We start from the raw sequence: 19,332 nt of genomic DNA on the forward strand, positions 1-19,332 counted from the left end.
CATGATCGAGACCTTCACCGCCCTCCTCCTCGCCCATGTGCTCGCGGATTTCGTGCTTCAGACCCGGCACATCGCAGAGACCAAACGCCGGCCGGCCACACTGCTCTTTCACGGCGCCATCGTCCTTGCCACCGCGCAGGCCGCGACCGGACGCATCGACGCGCCGGAACTTCTGGCACTCGCGGTGCTCCACGTTGCCATCGACTGGACCAAAGCAAAGCTCGGCGCCTCCGGCCTCGGCTTCTTTCTCGCCGATCAGGCGGCGCATCTGGTGACTCTTGCCGCCCTCACCGCCTTTCGCCCCGACCTCTGGGCGGGCGGGACCTGGAGCGGCCTTGCCTGGCTTCCCGGCCTGATGGCGCTCGGGGCCGGATTCATCCTTGCGACCCGCGCCGGCGGCTTCGCGGTCGGCCTCCTGATGCGGCCCTGGGCCGATGTCGAGCTGCCGACCGGCCTAACGGACGGCGGCAAGCTCATCGGGCTTTTGGAACGCGGGCTGATCTTCCTTCTGGTGATCGTCGGCGAGCCCGCCGGCATCGGCTTTCTCATCGCAGCGAAATCGGTGCTCAGGTTCGAGACGACCTCGAAGGACCAGCGCGCCGGGGAGTACGTGATCATCGGCACCCTCGCCTCCTTCGGCTGGGCGCTGGTCTTCGCCTACGCGACGCTCTGGCTGATGGGCCACCTGCCCCCGCTTGAGATCGCCCGCTCCGCGCCTTAAATTGGGAGCACAGGATACGGAGACGAAACATGTTCGGCATTCCCGGCAAGGCCCCGGTGACACTCACGCCGCGCGCTGTGGCGCAGATCACCCGGCTGATGGCCAAGGGCGACGCCTACGGGCTCAAGCTCGGCGTCAAGAAGGGCGGCTGCGCGGGCATGGAATACACGATGGAGATCGCCGCCGAGGCCGGCCCGATGGACGAGGTCATCGAACAGGATGGCGCGCGGGTGATGATCGCGCCGATGGCGCAGATGTTCCTCTTCGGCACCGAGATCGACTACGAGACCTCGCTTCTCGAATCCGGCTTCAAGTTCAACAACCCCAATGTCTCCGAGGCCTGCGGCTGCGGGGAATCGATCAAGTTCAAGGACATGCCGGCCGACGGCACGTCCCGCGCATGAGCGTTTCCGACGCCGACATCGCCTTCGCGCTCGAACTCTTCGAGGGCCTCGGGCCGCTGACCACGCGAAAGATGATGGGCGGGCTCTGCCTCTATCGGGACGGCACGATCTTCGCGATCCTGCACGGCGACGGCTCGATCTGGCTGAAGGGCGCGGGCGGCTTTGCCGAGAAAATCACGGCCGAGGGCTGGGAGCACTGGACCTACCAGCGCGACGGCGGCAAGGTCACGGCAATGCCTTACTGGCGGCTTCCCGACGCGGCGCTTGACGATCCCGCGCTCGCCTGCAATCTCGCAAGGGAAGCGATTTCACACTTGGACTAGGGAGCGGCGGATGCGGCGGAAACTTGCGGCGGGCAACTGGAAGATGAACGGCACCGCGGCGAGCCTTGCCGAGATCCGCGCGCTGGCCGAGGCCCGCTCCGCGCCCGCCTGCGACATCCTGATCTGTCCGCCCGCCACCCTTCTCGCCCGCATGGCCGAAGCGCTGGGCGAAGCACCGATCGCGCTCGGCGGCCAGGATTGCCACGCCGCCACCTCGGGCGCCCATACCGGCGACATCTCGGCGGGGATGCTGAGGGACGCCGGCGCCTCCCACGTCATCCTCGGCCATTCCGAGCGCCGCGCCGACCACGACGAGACCGACGCCGCGGTCCGCGCCAAGGCGGAAGCCGCGCGCGCCACCGGCCTCGTCGCGGTGATCTGCGTCGGCGAGACCGAGGCCGAGCGCGACGCGGGCCGCACCCTCGACGTGATCGGCACCCAGCTTCAGGGCTCAGTCCCCGACGGCGCGACGGCGGCCGATACGGTGATCGCCTACGAGCCGGTCTGGGCCATCGGCACCGGCCGGACGCCGACGCTCGGGCAGATCGCCGAGGTCCATGACTTCCTCCGCGCCCGCCTCGCCGACCGCTTCGGGGCCGAGGCCGACGGCATGCGGCTTCTCTACGGCGGCTCGGTCAAGCCCGGAAACGCCGCCGAGATCTTCGCCGTCTCCAACGTCGACGGCGCGCTCGTCGGCGGCGCGAGCCTCAAGGCCGCCGATTTCGGCCCGATCATCTCGGCGCTCGAAGCCGCCCGGTGACTTGACCGGCAAAGCCGGTACTATGCCCGAAGGCGGGGCTACCGACGGAGTGTGAACGGATGACCGAAGCTCGTCCCGACGCCACCGCGCCATCGTCAAGTCTGGCCGGGATCGGCATCGTGCTCCTGTCGGCGCTCCTGATCGCGCTCGCACCCAACGCCGCCAAGATCGCCTATCGGGAAGGCGCTGACCTGACCGCCGTTATCACCTTCCGCACGTTGATCGGGGCGGCCGGGCTGGCGCTCTATCTCGCCGCGCGGCGGCACTGGCCGCCGGGCGGACGGGACGCGTTTCGCCGCAGCGCTTTCTCGGGCCTCGCGCAGGTCTTCACTGCGCTCGGCTTCATCGGCGCGGTCGCCTTCATCGACGTCAGCCTCGCCGCGCTGATCTTCTATTCGCATCCCTTCCTCGTCGCGCTCATCAGCCACCTGCGCGGCGAGGCACGGATGAGCGCGAACCGGTTCGTCTGGATCGCCTCGGCCATCGCCGGGCTCGCGCTGGTCTTCGGCCTGAAGCTGGCATCACTTGCCCCCCTCGGCATCGCGCTCAGCCTCGGCGGGATGGTCGCCGTCACCGTTCTCATCTTCACCGTCGCCGGCCTTTCGGCGGAGGTCGGGCCGATTCCGGCCAATCTCTTCATGACGACATGGTCGTGCCTCTACCTGCTCGCCTTCGCCCTCGCCGCGCCCCTGACAGGGCTCGCGGCACCGATGACCTTGCCGGGTTCCGTCACGGGCTGGATCGCGATCCTCGGCGCCGGCGTCACGACGACGACAGGCTACGTCCTCTTCTTCGTCGGCGCGCGGATAGTCGGCACTGCGCGGGCGGCGGTCTGGACGGTGACCGAACCGCTCTTCGCCATCATCTTCGCGGTCCTCCTGATCGGCGAGACGCTTTCGGCCTCGCAGTGGCTTGGCGTGGCGATCGTGATCGGCAGCCTTATCCGCTTCGAAACCACGGTCGCCCCCGCGCCCCGCGACTGAGTACGCCGCATGATTAGCGCCATTCGCGACCTCGATGTCGCGCCCGAACGCGCGATCCGCCTCGCTTGGTGAGACTTTGCGCCGCAGAAACCCGTATCGCGGAGCCCCCGAACGTGACGACTGCCGCCTTCGTTCCTTCGCCCCGCAACGACCGGGTGAGCGCCAACCTCGCCTGCATCGTCTCGATGCTGGTCTGGGCGGCGGGTTTCCCGATTGCCGACGAGCTCCTGAAGACCCTTCCGGCGCTGACGGTCACGCTTCTGCGCATGTCGCTTGCCGCCCTGTTCCTTCTGCCCGTCTGGATCGTTGTCGACGGTCCCAGCCGGGTCCGCGGCGCGGCCTGGGGCCGCGGGCTCTGGGTCGGCGCGGTCGGGTTCGGGCTCGGCTCGTTCCTCCTGATCTTCGCCCAGAGCCGCACCGACGGCGTCACCGTCGCTGTCATCTGCGCAGCGATGCCCGTCGCGGGCATCGCGCTCGAATGCCTGTTCGACCGGCGCCGCCTGACCTGGCGCATCGTCGCCGGGTTGATCCTCAGCGTCATGGGCGGAATGGCGGTCTATGCCGCCCGGATGGGCCACATCGACTTCGGACTCGGGGCACTCGCCGCGCTTGTCTCGATCTTCGTCTACTGCTGGGGCTCGCGCGCTTCGGTCACCGCGCTTCCCGGCCATTCGGCGATGGCGCGCACGGCGCTCACGATCATCGGCGCGGCGCTCGGCATCGTCGCAGCCCAGCTCGCTTGGCAGGCGCTCGGCGGCGAACCGGTCGCCTGGGCGCGGATCGGGATGCGCGAGTGGAACCTCTTCGCAATCTACGCCATCGGCTCGCTGGCGCTCTCGCAGCTTCTCTTCCTGATCGGGGTCGCCGGGCTCGGCATCGGCATCGCCTCGATGCATATGAACATCGCGCCCTTCTACGTCATGCTCTTCGCGCTCGCGCTCGGCGGCGGCTGGAGCTGGGGCCAGGGTGTCGGCGCCGCGATCGTCGCCGCGGGCGTGATCATATCCCAGGGTCGGAACGGCAGGCGCACGGCTTGAAACCCGGGCGGGGCTGGGCTTAGCTCGCCCCAGTCACGCCCCGGGGAGAGCCGATGCTTCACCTCAGCCAAACGCCGACCGAACCCGCCTTCGTCCAGGACCCCTACCCGTTCTACGAACGCGCGCGGGCGGGTGGACCGCTGTTCTTCTGGGAGGATTACGGCCTCGTCTGCGCCACCTCCGCCACGGCGGTCGGCGCGAGCCTCAAGGCCGCCGATTTCGGCCCGATCATCTCGGCGCTCGAGGCCGCCTGACCGTTTCCGACAGAAAGGTCGCTGCCGGGCGCGCGACGCCGGGCACATACGTCCATCATCCCGCGGGTGTATTCAGCGCGGAGCTCGACCGGCTTGCCGACAGCGTCGATCGTTCCCTCGCCGGGCCAGTCTCCACTGGCTGCAAACATGGCCTGCGTCGCCTCGATGCTGGTCTGGGCAGTCGGCTTTCCGGTCGCGGATGAACTGCTGAAGGTCCTGCCGCCGATCGCGATCGCGACCCTTCGCTTGTCGATGGCCGCCCTGGCCCTGCTCCCCTTCTGGTATCTGTCGGACGCCGGGCGCGAATGGCGGTCAGCCGCTTGGGCACGCGCGCTCGTCATTGGCGCCACAGGTTCCGGTGTCAGTGCTCTCCTGCTCATCTACGCTCAGGGACGGACAGACGGCATCACTATCGCGGTCATCTTTGCGGCCATGCCGATCGCCGGCATCGCGCTCGAATGCCTCTTCGACGGTCGGCGCCTGACATGGCGCCTGATCGCGGGGATCATCCTCTCCACGATCGGCGGCGTCGCTGTTTACGGAGCGCGCATGGGCCATCTAAACATGGGCCTCGGGGCGCTATCCGCACTGGTATCGGTTGTGATCTTCGCCTGGGGCGCGCGAGCCTCGGTCAAGGCGCTGCCAGACCTGTCTGCGCTTGGTCGCACGACCATAACGCTGACCGGCGGCGCCATAGTGGCCGTGGTGGTGCAGGCGTTCCTTGATCTCACCGGAAGCGCGGCCGTTCCCTGGCACCTTATCGGTGCGCGTGAATGGCTCTATCTGGCGATCTATAGCGTCGGCAGCCTCGCCATCGCACAGCTTCTGTTCCTGAAAGGTGTCGCAACCCTCGGCGTCGCCGTCGCCACGATGCACCACAACGTTGCCCCGTTCTACGTCATGGTCTTCTCGCTCGCTTTCGGTGCAGGCTGGAACTGGGGACAGGTCGCAGCCGCCGCACTCGTCGTCTTCGGAGTGATAGTGGCGCAGGGCCGGGAGCGCAGACGCACGGCTTGAAACCCGAACGGGGCTGGGCTTAGCTCGCCCCGACCACGCCCCCGGGAGAGCCGATGCTTCACCTCAGCCAATCGCCGACCGATCCGGCCTTCGTCCAGGACCCCTACCCGTTCTACGAACGCGCACGGGCGGGTGGACCGCTGTTCTTCTGGGAGGATTACGGCCTCGTCTGCGCCACCTCCGCCACGGCGGTCGGCGCGATCCTGCGCGACCGGCGCTTCGGCCGCGAAGTGCCCCCCGAAATCCGTAAGCCCGTCCCAGACCACCTCGCAGCCTTCTATTCGGTCGAAGCCCATTCGATGCTGGAACTTGAACCGCCCCGCCACACCCGGCTGCGGTCGCTGGTGCTGCGCGCCTTCACCTCGCGCCGGATCGCTGCCCTTGCGCCGGAGATCGCGGCCCTCAGCCACGCTCTCATCGACGCCTTCCCGGCGGGCGAGGTCGACCTTCTCGACGCCTTCGCGCGCAAGCTGCCGGTGATCATCATCGCCCGCCTCCTCGGCGTGCCGGAGGAGCGTGCGGACGACCTCCTTGCCTGGTCGAACGCGATGGTCACGATGTACCAGGCCCGCCGCAGCCGCGCGACCGAGGATGCCGCCGTCGCCGCGACCGAGGCCTTCTCGGCCTTCCTGCGGTCCCATGTCGAGGAGCGGCGCACCAAGCCGGCCGACGACCTCATCACCCATCTCATCGCCGCCGAGATGGAGGGCGAGACGCTCTCTACCGACGAGTTGATCGCGACCTGCATCCTGCTCCTGAACGCCGGCCACGAGGCAACCGTCCACACGCTCGGCAACGGCATCAAGGCGCTCCTGGAAAACGGCCTCGGCGCCGGGGTTCTCGGCCCCGACCGGATCGAGGGCACGGTCGAGGAGATCCTGCGGTACGACCCGCCGTTGCATCTCTTCACCCGCCACGCCTACGAGGATATCGAGATTGCCGGCTACACCTTCCGCCGCGGCGACGAGGTCGGCTGCCTCCTGGCCGCCGCCAACCGCGACCCGAGGGCCTGGGACGCGCCCGAACGGTTCGACCCGGACCGCCCGGTCAAGCCGCACCTAACCTTCGGCGCGGGCCTGCATTTCTGCGTCGGCGCGCCGCTCGCCCGGCTCGAGCTGCAGACCGCGCTGCCGATCCTGTTCGACCGCCTGCCCGGACTCGCCATCGCCGCGCCGCCACGCTACGCCGACCTCTACCACTTTCGCGGCCTGGAGCGGCTCGGTGTTGAGCCGCGCCGCGTCGCCCAGCGCCCCTGAGACCGGCGTCGCCGGCCTCAGGGCTGAAGCGGCATGGAGGTGGTCGACTTGATCTCCTCCATGCTCAGAAGGGCCGTCACGTTGTAGATCTTCACCTCGGAAATCAGCGCCTGGTAGAAGGTGTCGTAGGCGCGGGCGTTCTTCACCCGGACCTTGAGGATGTAGTCGATATCGCCTGCGAGCCGGTGCGCCTCCATCACCTCGGGCCGCGCGCGCAGCGTGGCGAGGAACTTCTTCTGCCATTCGGCCTCGTGCTCGCTGGTGCGGATCAGCACGAAGAAGCAGGCCTCGAGCCCGAGCGCCTCGGGATCGAGCAGGACCGTCTGCCGGCCGATCACGCCGGCCTCCTTCATCTTGCGGATTCGGTTCCAGACCGGGGTCTTCGACGACCCCACCTTGCCCGCGATCTCGTCGAGCGACTGGCTGGCGTCCTCCTGCAGTTCGCCAAGGATTTTCCGATCCATCTCATCCAGACGGACTGACATTCGCTTTTTCCTCCGATTCCGAAACGCGAGTTTTGCTCACCGCCAGATACAGAACATACGTCCTTATTAGCAAGGGCATATGGCGCATATGGGGGAAAATTTCCTATATAGAGGGAGAAATTCAGCGTCGCGAACACCGCCTACCCAAGAGGACATTCCATGAGCCGCGCCTTTACGCCGAAAGTCGTCACCGCGAATGCGCTGATCGAAGGCGATGTCGTCTACCTGACCTCCGACGACCGCTGGACGCGCGAGCATGGCGAGGCTGAGCTGATCCGGGACGAGGCCCATGCCCAGCTCCGGCTGCTGCAGGCCGAAAAGCAGCGCAGCGTCATCGTCGGCGCCTACCTCGCCGACGCGAAACCGGGCCCCAATGGTCCCGAACCGATCCATTTCCGCGAAGCCTTCCGCACCCGCGGCCCTTCGAACTACGCCCACGGCAAGCAGGAGACCTCGAATGTATAAGTACAACGACTTCGACGAGGCCTTCATCCGTAGCCGCAACAAGCAGTTCCGCGCCCAGGTCGAGCGCCGCATCGACGGCTCGCTCACCGAGGACGAGTTCCGTCCGCTGCGGCTGATGAACGGGCTCTACCTCCAGCTTCACGCCTACATGCTGCGCGTGGCCATTCCCTATGGCACGTTGCGCTCCGACCAGATGCGCCAGCTCGCCTATATCGCCGAGCGCTGGGACAAGGGCTACGGCCACTTCACCACGCGCCAGAACATCCAGTACAACTGGCCGAAGCTGACCGACGTGCCCGACATGCTCGACGCGCTCGGCGACGTGCAGATGCACGCGATCCAGACCTCCGGCAACACGATCCGCAACGTCACCGCCGACCATTTCGCCGGCGCCGCGGCCGACGAGATCGAGGATCCGCGCCCGACGGCGGAGCTTGTCCGCCAGTGGTCGACCGACCACCCCGAATTCCAGGCCCTGCCGCGCAAGTTCAAGATCGGCGTCACCGGTTCCCCGAACGACCGCGCCGTCACGAAGTCGCACGACATCGGCCTTCGGATCGTGCGCGGCGGCTCCGGCCAGACCGGTTACGAGGTGCTCGTCGGTGGCGGCCTCGGCCGCACGCCGATGGTCGCCCAGGTGATCCGGCCCTTCCTGAAGAAGGCCGACCTGCTCCCCTATCTCGAGGCGATCGTCTCGACCTACAACCTCTGGGGGCGCCGCGACAACAAGTACAAGGCGCGGATCAAGATCACCGTCTTCGAGAACGGCATGGAGAAGTTCCGCGACGCGGTCGAAGAACGCTTCAAGGTTACGCGCCAGGAGTTCTCCGGCGCCGATCAGGACGTCCTGCGCGAGATCGAGGCGCATTTCGCCGCGCCGGCCTTCCGCAACGCGCCGGAAGACGCCTTCCACGCCGCCCGCGACGCCGATCCGGTGTTCCGCTCCTGGACCGACACCAACCTGACCGCGCACCGCGCGCCGGGCTATGTGATCGTGACCGTCTCGCTGAAGGCGCATGGCGAGACGCCGGGCGACGCCTCGGCCGACCAGATGCGGCTTCTCGCCGATCTCGCCGACAAGTACGGCCACGGCGAGCTGCGCATCAGCCACGAGCAGAACGTGATCCTGCCGCATGTCCACAAGTCGGACCTGCCCGCGCTTCATGCTGCGCTCAAGACCGAGCGCCTCGCCACTGCGAACATCGGCCTTGTCTCCGACATCATCGCTTGCCCCGGCATGGATTACTGCGCGCTGGCCACCGCCCGCTCGATCCCGGTCGCGCAGGAAATCTCCTCGCATTTCAAGGCGATCGGCCTTGAAGAGGCAATCGGCCAGCTCAAGATCAAGATCTCGGGCTGCATCAATGCCTGCGGCCATCACCATGTCGGCCATATCGGCATCCTCGGCCTCGACCGGGCGGGCGTGGAGAACTACCAGATCACGCTCGGCGGCGACCACACCGAGAACATGGTGATCGGCGAGCGTGCCGGGCCGGGCTTTGCCTATGACGAGATCGTCCCGGCGATCGAGCGGATCCTGCGCGCCTATCTCGAGGTCCGCGAGGACGCGTCCGAGACTTTCCTCGACGCCTATCGCCGCCTTGGGCCCGCGCCCTTCAAGGCCGCGCTCTATCCGGCCGAGGCCGAACGCGATGCCGCTTGAGGCACCGCTTCCCTCCCTCGATGCGCGCGTGGCCGCGCTCAACGACCGCTATCGCCACCATTCGGCGACGGCGGTCCTAGAGCGCGCGCTCTACGACCCCGAAGTGGGCAACGTGGCGCTGGTTTCCTCCTTCGGGGCGGAATCGGTGGTGCTTCTGCACCTCGTCTCGGTGATCGCGCCCGGCACGCCGGTGATCTTCATCGACACCCAGATGCTGTTCCCCGAGACGCTGGAATACCAGCGCGAACTGGCCGAAAAACTGAACCTGACGGACATCCGCACGATCCGCGCCGACCGGCGCGACACCGAGTTCGAGGATCCGGACGGGACGCTGCACCAGTTCAGCACCGATGCCTGCTGCGCGCTGCGCAAGGTCGTGCCCTTGGAACGCGCGCTGCAGGGCTTCGACGGCTGGATCACCGGCCGCAAGCGGTTCCAGGCCGGCACCCGCGCCGCGCTGGAGTTCTTCGAGAACGAGGAGAACAAGCGCCTCAAGGTCAATCCGCTCGCCCATTGGGGCCGCGAGGATCTCGAGGACTACATGGTCAACAACCGCCTGCCGCGCCATCCTCTGGTCGCGAAGGGCTATCCTTCGATCGGCTGCGCGCCCTGCACAAGCCCGGTCAAGGAAGGTGAAGATCCCCGCGCAGGACGTTGGCGCGGAACGCAGAAACAGGAATGCGGCATTCACTTCGTCAACGGGAAGGCCGTGCGCGGCCCCGTGCCGCAGGACGACGACACGAAGGAGACGGCAGCATGAGCGTGATCGTGCGCGACGACGGCTTTCACGCCGAGGACTACACCGGCGAGGCCGTGCTCGACATCGCCCAGGACACCAGGCCCGACGCGCTGCCGGAAAGCTTCGACGGTGTCGACCTGGTCCGCGTGGCCTTCCCCGCCGCCTCCGACGGGCGCGGCTTCAGCCTCGCCCGCCAGCTCCGTGCGAGGGGCTATGCTGGGCGGCTGCGCGCCAAGGGTCATGTCATCGCCGACCAGTACGCGATGGCGCGGCGCTGCGGCTTCGATGAAGTGGAAATTTCCGACGACCTGGCTGCGCGCCAGCCGGCCGAGCAGTGGATCTTCCGCGCCGACTGGCAGGAGCACGATTACCGGGCGCGGCTGAAAGCCTGATCACAGGGGTTTTCCCCACACCGAAACGTCAATAGAAGGAGGGGTGCGAACGCGCGCCCCTGTAACAGATGAACGACGCCAGTACCGTGAACGAAGTCCAGGCCACCCCTGTCCGCATGCTGCCGGACGCTCAGGAAGTCACCTCGGTCCAGCACTGGACCGACCGGCTCTTTTCCTTCCGCGTGACGCGGCCGCAGAGCTTGCGGTTCCGCTCGGGCGAGTTCGTGATGATCGGGCTTCTCGGCGACAACGGCAAGCCGCTCCTGCGCGCCTATTCCATTGCCTCGCCGTCGTGGGACGAGGAGCTGGAATTCTACTCGATCAAGGTGCCGGACGGGCCGCTGACCTCGAAGCTCCAGCACATCCAGCCGGGCGACCAGATCATCCTGCGCCCGAAGCCGGTGGGCACGCTGGTGCTTGACGCGCTCCTGCCCGGCAAGAGGCTCTGGTTCCTCGCCACCGGCACCGGGATCGCGCCCTTCGCCTCGCTCATGCGCGACCCGGAGACCTACGAGAAATACGACCAGGTCATCATGATGCATACCTGCCGCGAGAAGGCCGAGCTCGAATACGGCCGCCAGCTCGTGGAGAGCCTGAAGGACGACCCGCTGATCGGCGAGATGGTCGGCGACAAGCTCAAGTACTACCCGACCACGACGCGGGAAGAGAGCGAGCGCATGGGCCGGATCACCGACAACCTCGCCTCGGGCAAGGTCTTCGAGGATCTTGGCATCCCGTCGATGTCGGCCGAGAACGACCGGGCGATGGTCTGCGGCTCGATGGCCTTCAACATCGATGTGAAGGCGGTTCTCGAGAGCTTCGGCCTGCGCGAGGGTGCGAATTCGGACCCGCTCGAATACGTGGTCGAGAAGGCCTTCGTCGGCGACGGTATCTGACTTGACGACCACCCCGGCGCATGGCGGAATCCCGCCATGCGCGCTCTGTCCCTGACCGAAGACCATGTCGCCCGCGCCACGCGCACGGTGCCCGAGTCCCTGTCCTCGACAGCCTTCACGCGCTGCAATGAGGACGACTTTGCGGTGCGGAGCCGGCGCATCCTCGAAAGCCGGCCCGACGGGCCGCTTCTCGTCTTCGCCTATGGCTCGCTGATCTGGAACCCGACCTTCGCGGCGAGGGCGCGGCATCATGCCGTGGCGCGCGGCTGGCACCGGCAGTTCTGCATCGAAATTCGCGGTTTTCGCGGCACGCCAGACGCGCCTGGCCTGATGATGGCGCTGATGGCCGGCGGCCGGTGCTCAGGCGTCGCGCTCGAAGTTCCGGAGACGGACGTCGAGGCGGTGGTCGACGGCCTCGTGCGCCGGGAAACACCTTTTGTCGAGAACGACCCGGACTGGCGATGGATCACCGTCGACACCGAGACGGGAAGGGCCCGGTCGCTGGTGTTCTGGGCCGGACCGAACGGGCCGTCGATCCGCCGGAGCCTGCCGCTCGACCAGGTGGCGCGGCAACTGGCCCGCGCCTGTGGCTATCGGGGATCCTCGGCGGAATACCTGCGCAATACGGTGCTGTCGCTCGAGGAGCACGGGATCCGCGACCGGAACCTCTGGACGCTGCAGGCGCTCGTCGCGGCCGAGATAGACCGGACCTACCCCGCCGCGTCCGGATGACCGGACCGACGCGCGGCGGTCGCGGGGAAGGATGTCCGGGCCGCGCGGTGACGCGCGGCCCGGCTCATGTTTGAACCGGCGTCAGAGCCCGAGCGCGGACTTGACCTCGGCAAGCGCGGCGCCGAGCAGTTCGGGGCTGTCCTTGGCGGTTTCCACCGCGGCCTTCAGCGTCATCTTCGTGGCGTCGTCGAGCGTCGAGCCGTCGATCGCGGCATTGACCGCCTCGGCGTCGTAGGTCGCGGGGTCGAAGATGTCGGCGGCCATGTCGGCCGCGGCTTCGCCGGCGGCCCCCGCTGCCTCGGTCGCACTGTCCACAGCCTCGGCCGCGCTGTCCACAGCCTCGGTGGCGGCTTCGGTCGCCGCGTCCACGGCTTCTTCGGCGGCTGCGGCAGCTTCCGCGGCGGCCGCTTCAGCGGCAGCGGCCTCGGCTGCGGCGGCCGCTTCGGCGGCAGCGGCTTCCTCGGCGGCCTTGGCGGCAGCTTCCTCGGCCGCCTTCGCCGCGGCTTCCTCGGCGGCCTTGGCCTCTTCCACGGCCTTCATCGCTGCGGCCTCCTCGGCGGCCTTCTGGGCCGCAGAGTAGTACCAGTAGCCGCCACCGGCCAGGGCGGCAACGATCACAGCGATGATGAGATTCCTGTTCATGGCATGATCCTTCGCAATGCGGAACAACGATATGTACCGGACCGCTATGACAGAATCCCGTCGATCAGGGAAGCATCACCGTAGCCGGGCGCGGAATCCTGCTTGAATCAGACCGTCCGCACGACTAGTTTGCCGCCCACCCGAAATGGCAACGACAGAAGGAGTGCCACCATAGCCCGCAGACCGCATAACGCCCCGCCGCAACGCGACACGGGACCCCGCGTCAACGACCGCATCCGCGCCCCGGAGATCCGCCTGATCGGCGCCGACGGCGAGAATGTCGGGGTCGTTACCCCGGCCCGCGCCATGGCCCTCGCCGAAGAAGCCGGGCTCGATCTCGTCGAGATCTCGCCGAATGCGGTGCCGCCAGTCTGCAAGATCATGGACTTCGGCAAGTTCAAGTACGAACAGCAGAAGAAAGAGGCCGAGGCGCGCAAGAAGCAGAAGATCATCGAGATCAAGGAGATCAAGTTCCGCCCCGGCACCGACACGCATGACTACGAGGTCAAGATGCGCTCGGTCGTCAAGTTCCTCGAGGGCGGCGACAAGGTGAAGGTCACGCTGCGCTTCCGCGGCCGCGAGATGGCGCACCAGGAACTCGGTCTCGATCTCCTCAAGCGGGTTGCGGCCGATGTCGAGGAAATCGGCAAGATCGAGAACATGCCGAAGCTCGAGGGCCGGCAGATGGTGATGATGATCGGCCCGAAATAGGCCGCCATCGCCCGATCACGATGGGCCCTCCCCGACGGGAGGGCTTTTTCTTTTCCGGGGGCGCGATGCTTTCCTACCAGCACATCTATCACGCCGGGAACCTTGCCGACGTCCACAAGCACGCGCTCCTGGCGGTGATGCTCGACTACCTGACGCGCAAGGACAAGCCGCTCAGCTACCTCGAGACCCATGCCGGCCGCGGCCTTTACGCGCTCGACGCGGCCGAGGCGGTGAAGACCGGCGAGGCGGCGGCCGGGATCGGCCGCGCCGAGGCGCTGTTTCCGGCCGACCATCCCTATCGCCGCGCGCTCGACCAGATCCGCGCGGACCACGGCGCGACCGCCTATCCCGGCTCGCCGCTCGTCGCCGCGCTCTCGCTCCGGCCCGGCGACCGGATCCAGCTCGCTGAACTCCATCCCCGCGAATTCGCGGCGCTGGAGGCGACGATGACGCCCTACGGCGCCATCTGCCGCCAAGAGGACGGCCTCGGCTTCGCGCTGGCCCGCACCCCGCCCGAGCCGCGGCGGGGCCTGATGCTGATCGACCCGAGCTACGAGGTGAAGGCCGACTACGCCGCGCTGCCGCCGCTCATCGCGAAGCTCCACGCGAAATGGAATGTCGGCGTCCTGGCACTCTGGTACCCGATCCTGAAGAGCGGCACCCATGCCCCGATGCTCGCCGCGCTGGAGGCGGCGGACCTGCCGAAGGCGCTGCGCCACGAGATCAGCTTCCCGCCCGCGCGCGAGGGGCACGGCATGGTCGGCTCGGGCATGTTCGTCGTCAACGCCCCCTTCGGCACCGAAGAGGCGGCGCGCGACATCGCCACACGGCTCGCCCGTCTCAGCTGACGCCACCCCGCCGCAGCACCTCGGTGATCTCGGCCATGATCGAGACCGCGATCTCGGCGGGAGAGCGCGCACCGATATCGGCACCGACCGGGGCATGGATCCGCGCGATCGCCGCCTCGGCGACACCCGTGGCCCTAAGACGCTCCACCCGCTTCGCATGGGTCCGGGTCGAGCCGAGGCAACCAAGGTAGAATACCTCCGCCCCGAGCGCCGAAAGGATCGCCGGATCGTCGATCTTAGCGTCATGGGTCAGCGTCACCACGGCGGTCCGCGCATCAAGCCCGAGCGCCGCCATCGCCTCGTCCGGCCAGTCATGCGAGATCGCCTCGCCGGGGAACCGCGCTGAGGAGCCGAACGCCTCGCGCGGGTCGATCAGGACGGGATCATAGCCACAGGCCCGCGCCATCGGCAGCAGCGCCTGGGCGATGTGGACCGCCCCCACGACGACGAGCCTGAGCGGCGGATTGTGGATCGCGACGAACCGCCCCTCCTCGACCCCCGACCTGTCGGCCCGGAACCGCTCGGCCAGCTCCGCATCGGGTGCCACGAGCCGCCTTGCCCAGGTCTCGAGATCGACGACATAGGCCACTGGCCGCCGTTCCGCGCGCGCCGCCGCCAGATCGGCCAGAAGCGCCTCGGGCATCGCCGACCCGACGGGCTCCACCAGCACCCGGATCGTGCCGCCACAGGCGAGGCCCACCGCGAAGGCGTCCTCGTCGCTGACCCCGAAGGTCAGCATCCGCGGGCGTCCGTCTCCGAGCGCTGCGCAGGCCTCCTCGGTGACCGCCCCCTCGACGCAGCCCCCGGAAACCGAGCCCATCATCTCGCCCGTCCCGGACACGACGAGCTGGCTGCCCACCGGCCGCGGCGCCGAGCCCCAGGTCTCGATTACTGTCGCAAGCGCGGCGCCTCGGCCGGCGCGATGCCAGCCGAGCGCAATCTCCGGAACCCGTTCGTGCTCGCCGCTGCCCATGCCTCACCTCCCGCGCCACTATGCGCGGCGGGCAACGCCCCCACCAGTGGCAAAGCCGCTCCCCGCCCCTTCATCTTGCCGAAAGTATCCGCGCCGAAGGCGCCTGAGCGCCCCTTTCGCCAGAAAGGGGCGCGAGGCAAGGACAATGGCCCCGGAACGGGGCCGCGACCGGATCGCGCCAGACCGCACTCGCGTGCGGCCCCGGCGCCTTGGCACGCGTCAGTTCGAGGCCTGACGCAAGAGGTCGGTGATCCGCCGCACGCTCGCCCGGCGATTGGCGCGCTCGGCCTCCTGCGTGTCGATCTTCAGGAACTCCTCGCCATAGCCCTGCACCACCATGTTCTCCGGCGGCACAGCGAAATACTCGGTCAGCGCCAGCGCCACCGATTCCGCCCGCCGGTCCGACAGCGCGAGGTTGTAGGCGGCCGAGCCCACCGCGTCGGTATGGCCCTCGATCAGGAACAGTTCGCGCGGATTGTCGGCGACATAGCTCTGGATCAGCCGCCCGAGGCGCGACAGCGCCTTGGCCTGGTCGGGCCGGATCGCCGCGGAACCGGTCTCGAAGGTGATCGCGTCGAGGTCGATCACCGGCACCAGCGCCCGTACCTCGGCGATGTCGCGCACCTGGGCGAGCGAGAAGCGGCGGTCGAGCGCGGATTCGCGGGCGAGCGCCGCGCGCAGGTCCGCCTCGTCGGCATCGGCCGAGATCACTCGCTGCGAGGCCGGCGGCGGCAGCAGGCTGACATCGACCGGCTCGTAGGCGGCGGTATCGTCGATCAGAAGCGTCTCGTAGCCGTCCGGCGCGACATGCGAGCGGCGCAGCACCCGGTACTCGGCGTCGCGGATCGTGACGATGCTCGATCCGTCGGGACGCGTCACCGTTGTCCGGGTCGAGCCGTCGGCGAAGGTCTCGGTGCGCACCGTCGACCCCGGCTGGCGCAGAAGCGCGTTGTCGTCCTTGATGATCTGGTAGCTGCCGTCATCGCGCGTCACGACGACGCGGTCGCCCGAGTTCAGTTCGACCTTGCGGTTGTTCGACAGCATCGCGCCGACCGCGACCGCACCGAGGCCGAGCAGGATCGCCTTCTCGGTCTTCGAGAGCCCGTCCTTCTTCTGCGCGGTCGCCGGAGCCGGCGCCGCGGCGGCGGCCGTCTCGTTGACCTTGTTGGCGAAATCCTCGTCCGAGGACCGCGCCGTCGCCTCGGTCACGACCTCCTCGCTGACTTCGGCGGTGGCTTCGGCCGCTGCAGGGGCGGAGGCCGCAGCCGCAACTGGCGCCTCGCCGGAGGCCGCATCGGGCTGAACCGGCAGTTCCGGAACCGGCGCCGCTTCAGCGGCAGCCGCCGCAGCCTCGGCTTCGAGCGCCTTCGCCAGATCGTCATCGCTGATTGTGGCGCCGGCGTCGGTCCCTGCTTCCCCGGAGGCGGCTTCGGCGGCAGGCTCCTCAGCCACGGGCTCCTCGACGACGACCTCGGCAGCGGGTTCCTCAGCCACGGGCTCCTCGACCACGACCTCGGCAGCGGGTTCCTCAGCCACGGGCTCCTCGACCACGACCTCGGCGGCAGGTTCCTCAGCCACGGGCTCCTCGACCACGACCTCGGCGGCAGGCTCTTCAGCCACGGGCTCCTCGACCACGACCTCGGCGGCAGGTTCTTCGGCCACGGGCTCCTCGACCACGACCTCGGCGGCAGGTTCTTCAGCCACGGGCTCCTCGACCACGACCTCGGCGGCAGGCTCTTCAGCCGCGGGCTCAGCGGCGGGGGCCGGGATCGGTTCGACGCCCTCCGGGCAGGGCAGCGCCGAGCCGTCGGGGCAGATCATCGCGGTCTCGGCACCGGTGTCCTGCGACATCGCGGGCGCCGGTGCAATCAGCGAGAGGCTCGCGATCAAGGCGGTGGTGGTGTTCAGTCTGCTTCGCATGGGTACCTCGAATCTGCAGCGTTCTGGCCGCTGTCGCCACTCTATTAAACGAATCTCGGCCGCTCAGGTTTCCCCTCGGCATCACGCTTGCGTCATCGTGCGGCGCTCCGCCGATCCGGCGGTGTCAGGCTCCTGTCAGGCTCCGGAGTGCAAGCCGGACGGCGGGATAGAGGGGTCACATGATGCCGGTCCGCGGCGCCAGACTGCGAACGCTCGCAGCCGCCCTGCTCGGGGCGGGCGGGTTCCTGCTGGCGGGCTGGCCGCTGCCGCTTCTCCTCGGCCCGATGCTCGGTTGCCTCGCTGCGGCACTCGCCCGCGTCCCTCTCGCCGGAATGGGCGCAACCGGGACCTTCATGCGCAGCTATCTCGGCGTGGCGATCGGATCCACCGTCACGCCCGGACTGATCGCCGCCCTTCCGGCGCAGGGCCTCTCGCTCGCGCTCGTTCCGCTCTACGTCATCACCATCGGCGCTCTTGGCTATCCATACTTCCGCCGCGTCGCGGGGTTCGACCGGCCAACCGCCTTTTACGCGGCAATGCCGGGCGGACTGCAGGACATGCTCGTCTTCGGCGAGGAGGCGGGCGGAGACGTCCGCACCATGAGCCTTGTCCATGCCACCCGCGTCCTTGTCATCGTCACCGTCGCGCCGTTCCTCCTGATGGCGGCGTGGGGTTTGGACCTCAGCCGCCCTCCGGGGCTTCACCTTGGCGATATCCCGGCGACCGAAATGCTCCTGATGCTGATCGCCGGCCCGGCCGGCTGGAAGCTCGCCGAACGCGCCCGCCTCTTCGGTGCCTCGATCCTCGGGCCGCTGATCCTCACCGCGGGCCTCAGCCTTGCGGGCTTCATCGAGCACCGCCCGCCCGCCGAGATGATCTGGGCGGCGCAGTTCTTCATCGGCATTTCGGTCGGGGCGAAATACACCGGCATCACGGCGCGCGAGCTGCGCGTTACGGTCGGGGCCGGAATCGGCTTCGCGGTGCTGCTCGCGCTGGTCTCCACGGGCTTCGTCGCCATCGCCGCCAGCGTCTCGACGGCGCCGCTTCCCGATATCCTCCTGTCGTTCCTGCCCGGCGGCCAGGCCGAGATGGCGGTGATCGCGATCGTCGCCGGGGCCGATGTCGGCTTCGTCGTCGCCCATCACCTGACCCGGATCTTCTTCGTCATCCTCGTGGCGCCGCTCGTCGGGCGCTGCGGGCCGACGCGCCGCCCCGATTGACGGCGGCGCGCCCGCGTGACGTTCTTGCCCCGCCCCAGAGGAGTGGCGCCGTTGTCCGTCGATCCCCGGCCCGACTCCGCAGGAACCACGCAGCCGCCGCGATCGGCCTGACAACCTGACGATCGCGCTGGCGCTTCAAGCCTTCGACCGCGCCGTTGCCGAAGGCGAACTCGGCCTCGGCTTCGCGCTTGTCCTCAAGATGGTGGCCTATGTCACGCCCGCCCCGGTGGCCAATGTGCTTCTCGGCGGATTGCCCCGGCGCGGGCTTCTAAGAACGCACGACCTGGTCCACGCCCTGGTCTTCGTGCTGCAACCGGCCTCGGTCGCCTTCACACCGACCTTCCACGCGACAATCCCCGACATCCTTCCCGACGAGCGTCGGTATGCCCACGCGCTGAAGCTGTCGCGGCTCACGATGAATCTCGAGAACATCGCGAGCCCGGCGCTCGCCGACCTGGAGCCGCCTCGTCTCCTCTACCGAACGCCCGAACGGAAGGTGATGCTCACCAGCGGCTCGGCGCTCGGGCTTGCATTGCCGGTCGGCACGGCGATCCTCGCGCTCACGCCCGGATCCGAGGCGGAGTTCTGGCCGATCTGTTTGGGATGGATGACCACGACCGGCTTAGCCAGTTCGACGATCCTGACGCCCACAGGACGGCTGTTGCGCCGCTCGGCCGGAGCCTCGAAACGTCCCGCCCTGTTCGCCGCGCAGTTCGCGCTCTAGCATGGAAGCTGGCTTGTCACCTACCCCCTTTCGGGTTGGCTCGGCGCCCGCTTGGGCATGGCGACAGCGGCTGTGCTGCTCGGTCTGCTCGCGGCCCTCTTGGTCGCGGCCACCGCCTGGCTCTGACCACGGTGGCGGACCGATCCGGCGTCCGGAGACGCCTGAGG

23 protein-coding genes are annotated in these 19,332 nt (G+C 68.3%); 19 read left to right on the top strand and 4 right to left on the bottom strand.

All coding sequences use genetic code 11. From position 1 onward, the window contains the following. The first annotated feature begins 1 nt into the window (after window position 1). The 9 genes from OM960_RS04550 to OM960_RS04590 all read left to right on the top strand — a co-directional run bounded on the left by OM960_RS04550 (window position 2) and on the right by OM960_RS04590 (window position 6,755). Complete coding sequence (locus OM960_RS04550) at window positions 2-721, top strand: DUF3307 domain-containing protein (protein ID WP_264771191.1); 720 nt, start codon at window positions 2-4, stop codon at window positions 719-721. 29 nt (window positions 722-750) lie between these two features. Then, window positions 751-1,125, top strand: a complete 375-nt coding sequence (locus OM960_RS04555) for a HesB/IscA family protein (protein ID WP_263338917.1) — start codon at window positions 751-753, stop codon at window positions 1,123-1,125. Next, window positions 1,122-1,448, top strand: coding sequence for a TfoX/Sxy family protein (locus OM960_RS04560; protein ID WP_263338918.1), 327 nt, complete (start codon window positions 1,122-1,124; stop codon window positions 1,446-1,448). Before OM960_RS04555 ends, OM960_RS04560 begins: the two co-directional genes overlap by 4 nt. A gap of 10 nt (window positions 1,449-1,458) precedes the next feature. Continuing rightward, a complete protein-coding gene (tpiA, locus tag OM960_RS04565; RefSeq protein WP_263338920.1) occupies window positions 1,459-2,208 on the top strand; it encodes a triose-phosphate isomerase in 750 nt (249 codons plus the stop codon). A gap of 59 nt (window positions 2,209-2,267) precedes the next feature. Then, window positions 2,268-3,191, top strand: coding sequence for a DMT family transporter (locus OM960_RS04570; protein ID WP_264771192.1), 924 nt, complete (start codon window positions 2,268-2,270; stop codon window positions 3,189-3,191). 113 nt (window positions 3,192-3,304) lie between these two features. After that, on the top strand, window positions 3,305-4,228 hold the full coding sequence (locus tag OM960_RS04575) for a DMT family transporter (protein ID WP_264771193.1): 924 nt from the start codon (window positions 3,305-3,307) through the stop codon (window positions 4,226-4,228). A 53-nt stretch (window positions 4,229-4,281) separates the two neighbouring features. After that, entirely contained in the window at window positions 4,282-4,482 is a 201-nt protein-coding gene (locus OM960_RS04580) for a hypothetical protein (protein WP_432759508.1), read from the top strand. 147 nt (window positions 4,483-4,629) lie between these two features. Next, a complete protein-coding gene (locus OM960_RS04585; protein WP_264771194.1) occupies window positions 4,630-5,499 on the top strand; it encodes a DMT family transporter in 870 nt (289 codons plus the stop codon). A gap of 53 nt (window positions 5,500-5,552) precedes the next feature. Next, window positions 5,553-6,755, top strand: coding sequence for a cytochrome P450 (locus tag OM960_RS04590; protein WP_264771195.1), 1,203 nt, complete (start codon window positions 5,553-5,555; stop codon window positions 6,753-6,755). 17 nt (window positions 6,756-6,772) lie between these two features. Here the strand turns inward: OM960_RS04590 and OM960_RS04595 are convergent, their stop codons facing one another. After that, entirely contained in the window at window positions 6,773-7,240 is a 468-nt protein-coding gene (locus tag OM960_RS04595; RefSeq protein ID WP_263338929.1) for an Lrp/AsnC family transcriptional regulator, read from the bottom strand. Window positions 7,241-7,399: 159 nt separating this feature from the next. Here OM960_RS04595 and OM960_RS04600 point away from each other — a divergent pair, with 159 nt between their 5' ends. From OM960_RS04600 to OM960_RS04625, 6 genes are all read left to right on the top strand, one after another. Then, on the top strand, window positions 7,400-7,705 hold the full coding sequence (locus OM960_RS04600; RefSeq protein ID WP_263338931.1) for a DUF2849 domain-containing protein: 306 nt from the start codon (window positions 7,400-7,402) through the stop codon (window positions 7,703-7,705). Beyond that, a complete protein-coding gene (locus OM960_RS04605; RefSeq protein WP_264771196.1) occupies window positions 7,698-9,368 on the top strand; it encodes a nitrite/sulfite reductase in 1,671 nt (556 codons plus the stop codon). Before OM960_RS04600 ends, OM960_RS04605 begins: the two co-directional genes overlap by 8 nt. Then, a complete protein-coding gene (locus OM960_RS04610) occupies window positions 9,358-10,128 on the top strand; it encodes a phosphoadenylyl-sulfate reductase (RefSeq protein ID WP_263338934.1) in 771 nt (256 codons plus the stop codon). Before OM960_RS04605 ends, OM960_RS04610 begins: the two co-directional genes overlap by 11 nt. Further along, window positions 10,125-10,499 carry a DUF934 domain-containing protein gene (locus OM960_RS04615; protein ID WP_263338935.1) on the top strand — a complete coding sequence of 125 codons (375 nt, stop codon included), beginning with the start codon at window positions 10,125-10,127 and terminating at the stop codon, window positions 10,497-10,499. The genes OM960_RS04610 and OM960_RS04615 overlap by 4 nt, the downstream gene beginning before the upstream one ends. 68 nt (window positions 10,500-10,567) lie before the next feature. Then, window positions 10,568-11,395, top strand: coding sequence for a ferredoxin--NADP reductase (locus tag OM960_RS04620; RefSeq protein WP_290428550.1), 828 nt, complete (start codon window positions 10,568-10,570; stop codon window positions 11,393-11,395). A 36-nt stretch (window positions 11,396-11,431) separates the two neighbouring features. After that, on the top strand, window positions 11,432-12,127 hold the full coding sequence (locus OM960_RS04625) for a gamma-glutamylcyclotransferase (RefSeq protein WP_263338936.1): 696 nt from the start codon (window positions 11,432-11,434) through the stop codon (window positions 12,125-12,127). An 81-nt stretch (window positions 12,128-12,208) separates the two neighbouring features. On the opposite strand, the gene OM960_RS04630 is transcribed toward OM960_RS04625, so the two are convergent. Beyond that, window positions 12,209-12,769, bottom strand: coding sequence for a hypothetical protein (locus OM960_RS04630; protein ID WP_263338937.1), 561 nt, complete (start codon window positions 12,767-12,769; stop codon window positions 12,209-12,211). A 129-nt stretch (window positions 12,770-12,898) separates the two neighbouring features. Here OM960_RS04630 and infC point away from each other — a divergent pair, with 129 nt between their 5' ends. Continuing rightward, complete coding sequence (gene infC / locus OM960_RS04635; protein ID WP_432759509.1) at window positions 12,899-13,480, top strand: translation initiation factor IF-3; 582 nt, start codon at window positions 12,899-12,901, stop codon at window positions 13,478-13,480. Window positions 13,481-13,545: 65 nt separating this feature from the next. Next, entirely contained in the window at window positions 13,546-14,328 is a 783-nt protein-coding gene (locus OM960_RS04640; RefSeq protein WP_264771197.1) for a 23S rRNA (adenine(2030)-N(6))-methyltransferase RlmJ, read from the top strand. On the opposite strand, the gene OM960_RS04645 is transcribed toward OM960_RS04640, so the two are convergent. Continuing rightward, window positions 14,321-15,301 (bottom strand): XdhC family protein, encoded by a 981-nt coding sequence (locus tag OM960_RS04645; RefSeq protein WP_264771198.1) that lies wholly within the window; start codon window positions 15,299-15,301, stop codon window positions 14,321-14,323. The genes OM960_RS04640 and OM960_RS04645 overlap by 8 nt on opposite strands. A gap of 219 nt (window positions 15,302-15,520) precedes the next feature. Beyond that, complete coding sequence (locus OM960_RS04650; RefSeq protein WP_264771199.1) at window positions 15,521-17,221, bottom strand: OmpA family protein; 1,701 nt, start codon at window positions 17,219-17,221, stop codon at window positions 15,521-15,523. 182 nt (window positions 17,222-17,403) lie between these two features. On the opposite strand from OM960_RS04650, the gene OM960_RS04655 reads away from it, so the two are divergent. Then, window positions 17,404-18,441 carry an AbrB family transcriptional regulator gene (locus OM960_RS04655; protein ID WP_263333278.1) on the top strand — a complete coding sequence of 346 codons (1,038 nt, stop codon included), beginning with the start codon at window positions 17,404-17,406 and terminating at the stop codon, window positions 18,439-18,441. Window positions 18,442-18,640: 199 nt separating this feature from the next. Further along, window positions 18,641-19,165, top strand: a complete 525-nt coding sequence (locus tag OM960_RS04660; RefSeq protein ID WP_264771200.1) for a hypothetical protein — start codon at window positions 18,641-18,643, stop codon at window positions 19,163-19,165. The last annotated feature ends 167 nt before the right edge of the window (window positions 19,166-19,332 follow it).

The sequence above is a fragment of the Defluviimonas salinarum genome, assembly GCF_026013545.1.
Lineage (GTDB): Bacteria > Pseudomonadota > Alphaproteobacteria > Rhodobacterales > Rhodobacteraceae > Albidovulum > Albidovulum salinarum.

What these genes read in the sequence shown, in the direction of transcription:
- OM960_RS04650 (WP_264771199.1), bottom strand. Translation starts at nt 17,221, where the DNA reads ATGCGAAGCAGACTGAACACCACCACCGCCTTGATCGCGAGCCTCTCG.
- OM960_RS04620 (WP_290428550.1), top strand. Translation starts at nt 10,568, where the DNA reads ATGAACGACGCCAGTACCGTGAACGAAGTCCAGGCCACCCCTGTCCGC.
- OM960_RS04640 (WP_264771197.1), top strand. Translation starts at nt 13,546, where the DNA reads ATGCTTTCCTACCAGCACATCTATCACGCCGGGAACCTTGCCGACGTC.
- OM960_RS04655 (WP_263333278.1), top strand. Translation starts at nt 17,404, where the DNA reads ATGCCGGTCCGCGGCGCCAGACTGCGAACGCTCGCAGCCGCCCTGCTC.
- OM960_RS04605 (WP_264771196.1), top strand. Translation starts at nt 7,698, where the DNA reads ATGTATAAGTACAACGACTTCGACGAGGCCTTCATCCGTAGCCGCAAC.
- OM960_RS04600 (WP_263338931.1), top strand. Translation starts at nt 7,400, where the DNA reads ATGAGCCGCGCCTTTACGCCGAAAGTCGTCACCGCGAATGCGCTGATC.
- OM960_RS04625 (WP_263338936.1), top strand. Translation starts at nt 11,432, where the DNA reads ATGCGCGCTCTGTCCCTGACCGAAGACCATGTCGCCCGCGCCACGCGC.
- OM960_RS04560 (WP_263338918.1), top strand. Translation starts at nt 1,122, where the DNA reads ATGAGCGTTTCCGACGCCGACATCGCCTTCGCGCTCGAACTCTTCGAG.
- tpiA (WP_263338920.1), top strand. Translation starts at nt 1,459, where the DNA reads ATGCGGCGGAAACTTGCGGCGGGCAACTGGAAGATGAACGGCACCGCG.
- OM960_RS04595 (WP_263338929.1), bottom strand. Translation starts at nt 7,240, where the DNA reads ATGTCAGTCCGTCTGGATGAGATGGATCGGAAAATCCTTGGCGAACTG.
- OM960_RS04610 (WP_263338934.1), top strand. Translation starts at nt 9,358, where the DNA reads ATGCCGCTTGAGGCACCGCTTCCCTCCCTCGATGCGCGCGTGGCCGCG.
- OM960_RS04590 (WP_264771195.1), top strand. Translation starts at nt 5,553, where the DNA reads ATGCTTCACCTCAGCCAATCGCCGACCGATCCGGCCTTCGTCCAGGAC.
- OM960_RS04660 (WP_264771200.1), top strand. Translation starts at nt 18,641, where the DNA reads ATGGTGGCCTATGTCACGCCCGCCCCGGTGGCCAATGTGCTTCTCGGC.
- OM960_RS04645 (WP_264771198.1), bottom strand. Translation starts at nt 15,301, where the DNA reads ATGGGCAGCGGCGAGCACGAACGGGTTCCGGAGATTGCGCTCGGCTGG.
- OM960_RS04570 (WP_264771192.1), top strand. Translation starts at nt 2,268, where the DNA reads ATGACCGAAGCTCGTCCCGACGCCACCGCGCCATCGTCAAGTCTGGCC.
- OM960_RS04585 (WP_264771194.1), top strand. Translation starts at nt 4,630, where the DNA reads ATGGCCTGCGTCGCCTCGATGCTGGTCTGGGCAGTCGGCTTTCCGGTC.
- OM960_RS04630 (WP_263338937.1), bottom strand. Translation starts at nt 12,769, where the DNA reads ATGAACAGGAATCTCATCATCGCTGTGATCGTTGCCGCCCTGGCCGGT.
- OM960_RS04555 (WP_263338917.1), top strand. Translation starts at nt 751, where the DNA reads ATGTTCGGCATTCCCGGCAAGGCCCCGGTGACACTCACGCCGCGCGCT.
- OM960_RS04550 (WP_264771191.1), top strand. Translation starts at nt 2, where the DNA reads ATGATCGAGACCTTCACCGCCCTCCTCCTCGCCCATGTGCTCGCGGAT.
- OM960_RS04615 (WP_263338935.1), top strand. Translation starts at nt 10,125, where the DNA reads ATGAGCGTGATCGTGCGCGACGACGGCTTTCACGCCGAGGACTACACC.
- OM960_RS04580 (WP_432759508.1), top strand. Translation starts at nt 4,282, where the DNA reads ATGCTTCACCTCAGCCAAACGCCGACCGAACCCGCCTTCGTCCAGGAC.